The organism is Verrucosispora sp. SN26_14.1, from assembly GCF_004307965.1.
GTDB lineage: Bacteria > Actinomycetota > Actinomycetes > Mycobacteriales > Micromonosporaceae > Micromonospora.
On the sequence record NZ_SISL01000230.1, the window covers coordinates 1 to 9,385 of the forward strand.

General features: G+C 70.7%; 6 protein-coding genes and 1 pseudogene. 1 reads left to right on the forward strand and 6 read right to left on the reverse strand.

The window, feature by feature from the left end; translation table 11 throughout:
• Nucleotides 1-351: ROK family protein (locus EYA84_RS19620; RefSeq protein ID WP_131054504.1), on the forward strand; the 351-nt coding region annotated here is incomplete at its 5' end.
• A gap of 104 nt (nt 352-455) precedes the next feature.
• Here the strand turns inward: EYA84_RS19620 and EYA84_RS19625 are convergent.
• The 6 genes and pseudogenes from EYA84_RS19625 to EYA84_RS19650 all read right to left on the reverse strand — a co-directional run.
• Nucleotides 456-1,463 (reverse strand): sugar phosphate isomerase/epimerase, encoded by a 1,008-nt coding sequence (locus tag EYA84_RS19625; protein ID WP_131054505.1) that lies wholly within the window; start codon nt 1,461-1,463, stop codon nt 456-458.
• A 317-nt stretch (nt 1,464-1,780) separates the two neighbouring features.
• Nucleotides 1,781-3,496 carry a lectin gene (locus EYA84_RS19630; protein WP_176095013.1) on the reverse strand — a complete coding sequence of 572 codons (1,716 nt, stop codon included), beginning with the start codon at nt 3,494-3,496 and terminating at the stop codon, nt 1,781-1,783.
• A gap of 79 nt (nt 3,497-3,575) precedes the next feature.
• Nucleotides 3,576-6,443 carry a PQQ-dependent sugar dehydrogenase gene (locus EYA84_RS19635; protein ID WP_131054506.1) on the reverse strand — a complete coding sequence of 956 codons (2,868 nt, stop codon included), beginning with the start codon at nt 6,441-6,443 and terminating at the stop codon, nt 3,576-3,578.
• Between the two features lie 238 nt (nt 6,444-6,681).
• A complete protein-coding gene (locus EYA84_RS19640) occupies nt 6,682-7,749 on the reverse strand; it encodes a polyprenyl synthetase family protein (protein WP_131054507.1) in 1,068 nt (355 codons plus the stop codon).
• Nucleotides 7,746-9,134, reverse strand: a complete 1,389-nt coding sequence (locus EYA84_RS19645; RefSeq protein ID WP_131054508.1) for an alkaline phosphatase family protein — start codon at nt 9,132-9,134, stop codon at nt 7,746-7,748. Before EYA84_RS19645 ends, EYA84_RS19640 begins: the two co-directional genes overlap by 4 nt.
• A 19-nt stretch (nt 9,135-9,153) precedes the next feature.
• Nucleotides 9,154-9,385 (reverse strand): annotated as a pseudogene (locus tag EYA84_RS19650) (xylose isomerase); the annotation flags it as partial.

The following is a 9,385-nucleotide window of genomic DNA, read 5'->3' on the forward strand; positions in this document are numbered from 1 at the left end:
CCGCTGGCCGCGCGGTTGGCCGACGCCGGCACGCTGACCGTGTCGGACGTGGCCGCCGCCGCGCTCGCCGGGGACCCGACGGCCCAGGCACTGGTACGCGACGCCGCGCGCCGCCTCGGCCAGGTGCTCGTCGGTCTGGTCAGCTTCTTCAACCCGGGGATCGTGGTGATCGGCGGCGCGCCGGAAGGGCTCGGGCACATCCTGCTCGCCGAGGTACGGGGCGTGGTCTACCGCCGGTCGGCACCGACGGCCACCGGCACCATGCCGGTGGTCCTCTCCGACCTGGCCGACCGGGCCGGCCTGGTGGGCGCGGCCCGGCTGGCCAGCGAGCACGTCTTCACCGTCGGCTGAGCGGCGTGCGTCGACCGGGGGCCGGAGGATCGGCCCCCGGTCGGCGGGATCAGCTCTTACTGCCGAGTCGGCGGGGATCAGTCCTTGCGCGGAGTCGGCGGGGATCAGTCCTTGCTGCTGAACGCGGCGTCGAAGGCGGCGGACGGGGCGTCGAAGGCGAGGCGACGGACGAACTGGAGTGCCTCGGGAGCACCGACCAGCCGGTCCATGCCGGCGTCCTCCCACTCGATCGAGATCGGCCCGTCGTAGCCGATCGCGTTCAGGGCGCGGAAGCAGTCCTCCCACGGCACGTCGCCGTGCCCGGTGGAGACGAAGTCCCAGCCGCGCCGCAGGTCCGCCCAGGGCAGGTGCGAGGCCAGCCGGCCGCGCCGACCGTCGCCGGTGCGTACCTTCGCGTCCTTGCAGTCGACGTGGTAGATCCGGTCGGCGAAGTCGAAGATGAAGTTGACCGGGTCCAGCTCCTGCCAGACGAAGTGCGACGGGTCCCAGTTCAGCCCGAACGCCTCCCGGTGCCCGATCGCCTCCAGGGTGCGCCTGGTGGTGTAGTAGTCGTACGCGATCTCGCTCGGGTGCACCTCGTGGGCGAACCGGACCCCGACGGAGTCGAAGACGTCCAGGATCGGGTTCCACCGGTCGGCGAAGTCCTGGTAGCCGCGCTCGATCATCGACGGCGGCACGGGCGGGAACATCGCCAGGGTGTGCCAGATCGACGAGCCGGTGAAGCCGACGACGGTGTTGACGCCGAGCTTCGCCGCCGCGCGGGCGGTGTCCTTGATCTCCTCGGCGGCCCGCTGGCGTACGCCCTCGGGTTCGCCGTCGCCCCAGATCCTGGCCGGCAGGATGCCCTGGTGCCGTTCGTCGATCGGGTGGTCGCAGACCGCCTGGCCGACGAGGTGGTTGGAGATCGTGAAGACCTGGAGGTTGTGCTTGGCCAGCGTCTCCCGTTTGCGGTCGACGTACGAGTCGTCGGCCAGTGCCTTGTCGACCTCGAAGTGGTCGCCCCAGCAGGCGATCTCCAGCCCGTCGTAGCCCCACTCGGCGGCGAGCCGGCACACCTCGTCGAACGGAAGGTCGGCCCACTGGCCGGTGAACAGCGTGATCGGTCGCGCCATAGTTCTTCTCCCCTGTGCGTGTGGTGGGGATTCCGTACCTGCGTGACCGGGGCGAGGGCGGCCGGACGTGGCGGCCCCGAGGGGATGGACCGGTGGGCGCGCTAGCACCTGGGACCGACGGGTTGCGCCTCCCGTCGGTGCACCGGCCACCTCGCGGTCGCCGCCTTCACTCTAGGCGCGTGCCGCACCGTTGCGGAAGGTGCCGCGCGGTTGTGCAAGGTGCCGCGCGGTTGTGCAAGGTGCCGCGCAGCGCGCGGTGGGTGTAAGGAGGGGTCCCCTGTACAACGCCAGGCGTTAGCAGGGGACCCCTGCTTTCATCAGGGCAGGACCCAGCGCTGGTTGGCGTTGGTGTGACAGGTCCAGAGGTGGACCGCCTGACCGTCGGCCGAACTGTTGTTCGACACGTCCAGGCACTTGCCCGTCTGCGGATTGCGCAGCGTCCCGTTCGACTGCGCCGACCAGTTCTGCGCGCCGGAGCCGTTACACGTCCAGAGCTGGATCTTCGTACCGTCGGCCGAGGCGCCACCGTTCACGTCCAGGCACTTGCCCAACGCCCGGATCGTCGAGTTCGGCGTCACCGACCAGGTCTGCGCGGTGCTGCCGTTGCAGGTCCAGATCTGGATCTGCGTACCGTCGGCCGTGGCACCGTTGCGTACGTCCAGGCACTTGCCCGCCAGACCGGTGATCCGGCCGGTTCCGGTGGGCGGCGGGTTCGTGCCGCCCAACTCCTTGATCCGGATGTTGCGGAAGAACGCGTCGTCACCCGTACCGTGGTTCTGGATGCCGATGTGGCCGGCGAGCGACCGTACCGGATCGGTGTTGGTGAAGTCGTTGATCTTCGACCCGTTCAGGAAGACCTGGAGCCGCTCCCCCTCCACCAGCAGTTCGTAGGTGTTCCACTCCCCCGCCGGGTTCAGCGCGGCGTCGCGGGCGGCGAGGTCGGCGGACTTGAAGCCGTAGACCGCGCCGGTGGTCCGGTCGGCGGTGTCGGTGGGGTCGATCTGCACCTCGTAGCCGTTGTTGATGGCCGAGTTCGGATCGCTCGACGGCGGGAAGCCGATGAAGACGCCCGAGTTGTCGTCCCCGGCGAGCCGCCAGTCCAGCTTGAGCGAGTAGTTCGTGAACTGCTTCGCGCTGTACCAGTACAGGCCCATCCCGCCGACCGAGGTCAGCGTGGCGTCCGAGTTGGTGAAGCTGCCCGGTCCGGCCTGGGACCAGCCGGTGGTCGAGCCGTTGTAGAGGGCGGTGTAGCCGGTCTCCGGGCGGCAGTCGGCCTTGGTGCGACCGGCCGCGTACCGGATGCCGCCGAGCAGGTGCGCCCGGAACGCCGACTCGGCGTACGAGGCCTGGGTGTGGCCGCCGCCGGTGTAGAAGGACCGCCCGGCGCTGACCGTCTTGCACCAGGCGATCGGGTGGTCGGCACCCATCACCCCACCCGAGTACGTCGACTCGTTCAGGTTCGCCAGCACTCGCGCGCCGGAGCGGGGGTTGGTCTGGAAGTCGTACCACTCGTCGGTGCGTACCCAGTTCTGCGGCAGGTGTGCGGTGGCCGCGTGGGCGCGGTTCTCGACCCGTACGGTGGCCTGCTGGATCGCCGGGTGCGAGCGGAAGTACGCGCCGACCAGGTTGCCGTAGAAGGACCAGCCGTACTCGGTGTCGGCGGCGGCGTGCACGCCGACGAATCCACCGCCTGCGTTGATGTACGACTCGAAGGCGGTCTGCTGGGTGGCGTTGAGCACGTCACCGGTGGTGTTGAGGAAGACGACCGCCTCGTACTGGGCGAGGTTGCCGGTGGTGAACGCGGCGGCGTCCTCGGTGGCGGTGACGGTGAAGCTGTTCGCCGCGCCCAGGTCGCGGATGGCCTGGGTGCCGACCGCGATGGAGTCGTGCCGGAAGCCGGCGGTCTTGGAGAAGACCAGCACGTCGTACGGGGCGTCGGCGGCGCTGGCCGGGGTGGCCGGTGCGGTGCAGGCGAGGACGGCGAGGACCGCGGTGGCCAGGCCGGCGGCGGGTCTTCTGAGGAGTGTGCGCATGTCGCTCTCCTTACGGTTCGTGGTGTGAGCAGGGGTCCCCTGTACAACGCCAGGCGTTAGCAGGGGACCCCTGCTTTCATCAGGGCAGGACCCAGCGCTGGTTGGCGTTGGTGTGACAGGTCCAGAGGTGGACCGCCTGACCGTCGGCCGAACTGTTGTTCGACACGTCCAGGCACTTGCCCGTCTGCGGATTGCGCAGCGTCCCGTTCGACTGCGCCGACCAGTTCTGCGCGCCGGAGCCGTTACACGTCCAGAGCTGGATCTTCGTACCGTCGGCCGAGGCGCCACCGTTGACGTCCAGGCACTTGCCCAACGCCCGGATCGTCGAGTTCGGCGTCACCGACCAGGTCTGCGCGGTGCTGCCGTTGCAGGTGTAGATCTGGATCTGCGTACCGTCGGCGGTGGCCGCGTTCCGCACGTCCAGGCACTTGCCGGCCAGTCCGGTGATCGGGCCGGTGCCGCCGGTGTTCCCGCTGCCCGTGGTGAAGGTGAACGAGTCCAGGTCGTAGAGCGTTCCGGTGCCGGTGCCGGCGAACGTGAGATAGAGCGTGGTGGTGCCGCTCGGCGGGTTGGTGATCGCGCCGCTCACGGTCGTGAACGTCTCCCAACCGCCGGTCACCGGGACGGTGGCCGAGCCGAGCACGGTGCCGGTGGCCGAGCCGGCGCGGACCTGGAGGGTGCCGCCGGAGCCGGCCGAGGAGACCCGGGCGCTGAACGACGTCACGTTGTTGATCCGGTACGGCTCGAACGCGATCCAGTCGCCGTTGTTGATGTTGCCGACCGTCTTGCCGCCCTCGGCCGGGGTCTTGTCGAAGACCGTGATGCCCGACGAGGTCTTGTAGTGCTCGGCCTGCCGGCTGCGCGGCTGGAGGGTGTGCTGGGTGTGGGTGGTGAGCCCGCCGGTGTCGGTGTACTCGGCGTCGAAGATCGCGAAGATGTTCGCCGCGTAGTCGTGTTCACCGTCGACCGGGATGGTGATGGAGCCGGAGCAGCCGGTCTGCGAGGTGATCTGGTGGCCGTGGCTGTCGTGGCCCAGCACGTAGGTCATCCGGACCTTGGTGCAGTCGATCGTGCCGTCCTCCGGGTCGGTGACGGTGATGCTGAACGGCACGGTGTCGCCGAAGGAGAACAGCGAGCCGTTGACCGGGCCGTTGATGGTGACCGTGGGCGCGGTGTTGCCGACCCGGATCTGCACGCTGGCGTTGCCGGTGGCGCCCTGCGGGTCGCGGACGGTCAGCGTGGCGTTGTACGTGCCGTTGGCGGTGTACGTCTTGCTCGGGTTGGCGGCCGTCGAGGTGGTGCCGTCACCGAACGCCCACGAGTAGGTCAACGCCCCACCCTCCGGGTCCGACGACCCGGCCGAGGAGAAGTTGACGGTCAACGGGGCAATTCCGGAGGTCCGGTTCGCCGACGCCACCGCCGTCGGGGCCCGGTTTCCGCCGCCGACGTAGTCGTAGCGGTAGAGCGCGGAGTTGGCGTCGCCGTTGTAGTACCCGGTGCCGTAGTCGAGCACGTAGAGCGCACCGTCCGGCCCGAAGGCCATGTCCATGACCTGCTTGCCGTTCCACGGGAAGGACGCGTCGATGGTGCCCACCGAGCCGTCGCTGTTGACGTGGATCGGCTTGATCCAGCCGCGTCCGAACTCACCGGCGAAGAACTGGCCGTCGAAGCTCTGCGGCCACTTGGTGGTGGACGTGGACGCGGCGTCGTAGCGGTAGACCGGGCCGGCGGCGGGCGACTCGGAGCCGCTGCCGAACTCCGGGGGGCTGCCGGCGTCTCCGGCGTACCGGATCCAGGAGGGTTTGGCAGCCGGCAGGGTGGTCAGGCCGGTGTTACGGAACGAGTTGTTGGTCGCTCCGCCGGTGCAGTTGTACTTCGGGCCGGCGGTGCCGTTGGAGAAGTTCCACTCGGCGTACGTCTCGTTCGAGGTGTTGGTGCCGGTGCAGTACGGCCAACCGTAGAAGCCGGGCGCGGTGATCCGGTTGAACTCGACCTGGCCGCTGGGGCCCCGGCTGGTGGTGGAGCCGGCGTCCGGCCCGTAGTCGCCGACGTAGACGATGCCGGTGGCCTTGTCGACGCTCATCCGGAACGGGTTGCGCAGGCCCATGGCGTAGATCTCGGGGCGGGTGCCGGCCGTGCCGGGGGCGAACAGGTTGCCGGCCGGGATCGAGTACGTCCCATTGGCGTTGACCTTGATCCGCAGGATCTTGCCACGCAGGTCGTTGGTGTTGGCCGCGCTGCGTTGCGCGTCGTACGCCGGGTTGCGGTTGGTCCGTTCGTCGATCGGGGAGTACCCGGCGGAGTCGAACGGGTTGGTGTCGTCGCCGGTGGAGAGGTACAGGTTGCCGGCGGCGTCGAAGTCGATGTCGCCGCCGACGTGGCAGCACATGCCCCGGTCGGCGGCCACGTCCAGCACGTCGACCTTGCTGGACTGGTTGAGCGTGAAGTCGGCGTTGAGGGTGAACCGGGACAGCCGGTTGACGCCGCGCCAGGCGGAGAAGTCGCTGGCGGTCGCCGGGGCGTCGCCGGACGGGGTGGACAGCGGCGGGGCGTAGTAGAGGAAGACGTGCCGGTTGCTGGTGAAGTTGGGGTCGACGCCGACGCCCTGCAACCCTTCCTCGTCATGGGTGTAGACGGGGATGGTGCCGATCACGGTGGTGGTGCCGGCCGCGTCGGTGCGGCGCAGCGTGCCGTTGCGGGCGGTGTGCAGGACCGAGCGGTCGGGCAGCACCGCGAGGGTCATCGGCTCGCCGACCTCGGCCACGCCCTTGGCGAGGGTGACCTGCTGGAAGTCGGTGGCGACGATGGGGTGGGCCTGGGCCGGGGTGGGGCCGCCGAGGGCGGCCGGTCCGGCGCCGAGGGCCACCGTGCCGGCCGTGAGGGCCAGCATCAGCGCCGAGGCGCCGGTGAGCCACCGTGCGGGGTGGCGGTGGTGGTGGGTGGACATGCGTGTCCTGTCCCTTCCTGACGAGTGACTGCCAGGGCGGGGCGCGCGCCGTCGCGCCGGATGCCGTAGCGGGAGGGGTGCGGTGGTGCTGTCGTGGGTTCCCGCGCCGCCGGTTCACCTCGACGAAACAATCCGGTGCTGGCGCCAACACTAAGCGACATAAGTCAATGTGTCTATATCTTCCGCCGAACCGGCATCGACTTTCGTCAGTTTGATCGAAAGTCGCCCGCGCTACGGGTCAGTGCCGACGGTCGATTGCCTGTGTGGCCAGCGCGCTCAGTGCGGCGCGGCTCTCCGGGGTCACCGGAACGTGCGCCAGCACGGCCAGCGCGGCCTCGGCACACCGTCGGATCATCCGCTCGATCTCGTCCCGGGCACCGGTGCTCTCGATGATCTTCCGCAGCTCTGCGGCACCGTCACCGTCCAGGTCCGGGTTGCCGAACAACTCGCGCAGCCGGGTGCTCTGCGACCGGTCGGCGGCGGCGCGGGCGAGTGCCATCATCACCGTCGGCTTCCCCTCACGCAGGTCGTCCAGGACGGACTTGCCGGTGACCGCCGGGTCACCGAACACCCCGAGCACGTCGTCGCGGAGCTGGAAGGCGTCCCCCAGCGGGTCGCCGAACTCGACCAGCGCGGCGAGCAGTTCGGGTGGCGCGCCGGCCAGGGTGGCACCGATCTGCAGGGGCCGGGTCACCGTGTAGCGGGCCGCCTTCATCCGGATCACCGTGAGCGCGCTGGCCACCGACCCGTCACCGACGCCGGACACCAGGTCGAGGTACTCCCCCGCGATCACCTCGGTCCGCATCAGCGCGAAGACGCCGTACCCCCGGTGCACCGCCTCGGCGGCCAGCCCGCACTCGTGGAACATCTGGTCCGACCAGGCCGCGCAGAGATCGCCGCAGAGCAGGGCGGTGTTGCGCCCGTACGCCTCGGGGTCGCCCCGCCACGACGAGCGGGTGTGCAGGTCGGCGAAGATCCGGTGCACCGAGGGTTCACCCCGGCGGCGGTCGCTGCCGTCCAGGATGTCGTCGTGGATCAGCGCGAACGCGTGGAACAGCTCCAGCGCCGCGGCGGCGGTCACGATCGGGGTGCCGTCCGGACCACCGGCCCCCCGCCAGCCCCAGTAACAGAAGAGCGGTCGGAGCCGCTTACCGCCGGCCAGCACGAACCGGTGCAGCGTGGTGAAGACGCCCCGGGGCGCGCCGTCCGGCCAGTCCGGGTCCTGCCGGTCGAGGAACGCGGTCAGCTCGGCGTCGAACCTGGCCCGTAACGCGTCCGCGTCGACGGACGGCACCTCGACGGTCACCGCACCGGGAGCCCGGCCAGATGCAGCAGCAGCCCCTTCACCTCCGTGGCAGCGATCCGGTCCCGCGCCGCCGAGAGATCGGAGCAGAGCAGCACCGGCCCGTCGGCGGGGTCGGCGGGCAGCCGGCCGTGCGAACCGCGTACCGCGGCGGCCCCGGCGTCCAGGCCGACCACGCTCATCAGATACCGCATGCCGAGCTTCTTGCGGGCCAGGGCCACCCCGGCCCGTCGCTTCGCCGCACCGGGCGCGGCCGGGTCGAAGAACAGCTCCGCCGGGTCGTACCCGGGTTTGCGGTGGATCTCGACCAGCCGGGCGAAGTCCGGCGCGCGGGCGTCGTCGTGCCAGTAGTAGTAGGTGAACCAGGCGTCCGGCTCGGCGACCAGCACCAGCTCACCGGCGCGCGGATGGTCCAGCCCGTACGCCGCCTTGCCGTCGGCGTCGAGCACCTCGGCCACCCCGGGCAGCCCGGCGCAGAGTCTCGCCACCGCCGGGACGTCGGCCGGGTCCCGTACGTACACGTGGGCGACCTGGTGGTCGGCGACCGCGAAGGCCCGCGACGTCCACGGGTCCAGGTACTCCATCCCGGCCTGCGTGTAGACGCGCAGCAGCCCCTCGGCCCGCAGCAGCCGGTTGACGTCGACCGGCCGGGAGACGTCGGTGATGCCGTACTCCGACAGCACCACCACGGTCGCTCCCCGGTCCCGTGCGGCGTCCAGCAGCGGCCCGAGTACGCCGTCCAGCTCGGCCGCCGCCTCGGCGGCCCGGGTCGAGGCGGGGCCGAAACGTTGCAGGTCGTAGTCGAGGTGCGGGACGTAGACCAGGGTCAGGTCCGGGGCCTCTTCCTCGACGATCTGTTGGGCGGCCCGGCAGATCCACTGTGACGAGGGCAGCCCGGCACCCGGGCCCCAGTAGGTGAACAGCGGGAACGTGCCCAGCCGGGCGGTGAGCCGGTCGTGCAGCTCGGGCGGGTCGGTGTAGCAGTCCGGTTCCTTGCGGCCGTCGGCGTGGTAGACCGGCCGGGGCGTGACCGTCCAGTTCACGTCCGCGCCCATCGCGTACCACCAGCAGACGTTCGCCACGGTGTAGCCGGGCTCGGCCCGGCGGGCCGCCTGCCACAGCTTCTCCCCGCCGACCAGCGCGTGGTGCTGCCGCCACAGCAGCACCTCGCCGAGGTCCCGGAAGTACCACCCGTTGCCGACGATCCCGTGCTCGGCCGGGAGCGCCCCGGTGAGGAACGTCGACTGCGCCGAGCAGGTCACCGCCGGCAGCACCGTGCCCAGTTCGGCCTGGAAACCGGCGTCGGCGACGGCCCGGAGCCGGGGCATGTGCGCCAGCAGCCGGGGGGTCAGTCCCACCACGTCCAGCACCACCAGGGGTCGGCTCACGACGCTCCTCCAGGCTCGGTCACGGCGTCACCACCGCTTCGGTCGGGGTCAGCCCGAGGGCGACCAGTTCGTCGCGGGTGAAGGCCAGTTCGGCGGCGATCCCGGCGGCCAACTCCGCGTCGGTGCGCGGGCGCCGCCGGACCGGCAGCACCCCCCAGGTGTACGTCTCGACGTCGAGATGGTCACAGCCCGCGTCGACGCCACCGAGCAGCCCGGCCAGCGCGGCGCGCAGCACCGGCAGCGTCGAGCCC